Origin of the sequence: Caulobacter sp. SSI4214, from assembly GCF_012184455.1 — a bacterium.
Classification (GTDB): domain Bacteria; phylum Pseudomonadota; class Alphaproteobacteria; order Caulobacterales; family Caulobacteraceae; genus Caulobacter; species Caulobacter vibrioides_E.
This window is the reverse complement of record NZ_SZWJ01000176.1, coordinates 1-1394: the sequence shown is the minus strand read 5'-3', so window position 1 is coordinate 1394 and position 1394 is coordinate 1. Positions and strand designations below refer to the sequence as shown.

The window sequence follows — 1394 nt, the reverse complement described above, 5'->3', positions numbered from 1 at the left end:
AACGGTCAACGTCACCATAAACGCCACCACCGGCGCGCCGATCGCGGGCAACACCATCGCCTATCTGACCGGGAACAGCGGCTATAGCAGTCTGCCCTTGAGCTTCTCGGGCGGAACCCCGACTAGTGTCGCTGTTTCCACCGCCTCCCCCAACGGCCAGCACAGCGTTAGCGGCACCTCGATCCTGTTCTCGCCTACCGCCGGCTATAGCGGCCAGACAACGCTGCAGTACACCGGGACCAATGCTGGAGGCGTCAGCGCCCCCGGCACGGTGACCATCAACGTAGCCCCGGTGGTCAGCAACGTTTCGGGGATGGCTTCGGTCGGTAGCGAGACCAGCCTGGCCCTCTATCCGCGCACCGCCTACGACACTCTGCAACTGAGCGTGCTGCCCAGTTATGGTCGCGCCAGGATCGTCGGGTCCAACGTCCTCTATACGCCCAATTCCGGCACGTCGGGGCTCACCGACACCTTTACTTACACCGCCACCTCGGCCGGCGGCACATCCACCGCCGCGAACATCAGCTTCAATATCATCCAAGGCAATCGCCCGCCCGTCGCCAACGACGAGATTGTCGAGACCTATCAGGGCGTCACCTCAACGCTTTACCCGCTCGCCAACGATAGCGATCCGGACGGCGATCCCCTCACCCTCCAGTCGGTCAGCCCCCTTGAGTTCGTTTACGGCAACAACGGCACGCCCAGCGACCTGGGCACGTTGACGAAGGTCGGCAACGCGGTCACCTATACCGCGCCCTTTGTCTGCAACTGCGCCGCGCGTTCGAAGTATGACGTCATCCGCTTCAGCTATGTCGTCGCTGACAGCCACGGCGCGACCTCCACGGCCAAGCACGCCATCAACGTCTATTCCAACCAACCTCCCGTCGCCAATCCCGGCACCACCGATCCAGTCTGGCAGAACACGAACGTCACCCTAAACGTCCTGGCCAACGACACCGACGCTGACGGCGACAGCCTGACCATCAAGTCGATAGACAACTTCTATTTCGCCTATGGACGGATCAATGGCGTCGACCTTTCCGGATCGCAGCACCCCTCGGACATTGGTTCGGTGACCAACAACGGCGCCTCGATCGGCTATCGGGCCCCGTTCCTGTCCAACAGCGGATCGCCCGGCAGCAACTATATCGCCGTGGTCGTATGGTACACTGCCACCGACGGTCGCGGCGGCACGTCGCAATCCTACCAGATCATCAATGTCTATGGCCCGCAGTAAGCTGGCGGCGTTGGCTCCCCGTGAAGAGGCGTTGTCGCGATGAAGCAAGCTTGGATGATGACCACGGCCCTGGCCGTGTCGCTGCTGGCTGGCCAAGCCCTGGCCGACGACTGCGAGGCCGACCTACGTCCCAAGCTCGAGGCCGCGCTTGGCGCGA

Annotated in this window: 1 protein-coding gene; it reads left to right on the top strand. The window is 62.8% G+C overall.

What is annotated here, in order from left to right; genetic code table 11:
• A partial coding sequence (locus FCU40_RS22965; RefSeq protein ID WP_241693698.1) for an Ig-like domain-containing protein occupies nt 1–1237 on the top strand: 1237 nt, incomplete at its 5' end.
• Nucleotides 1238–1394 lie beyond the last annotated feature (157 nt).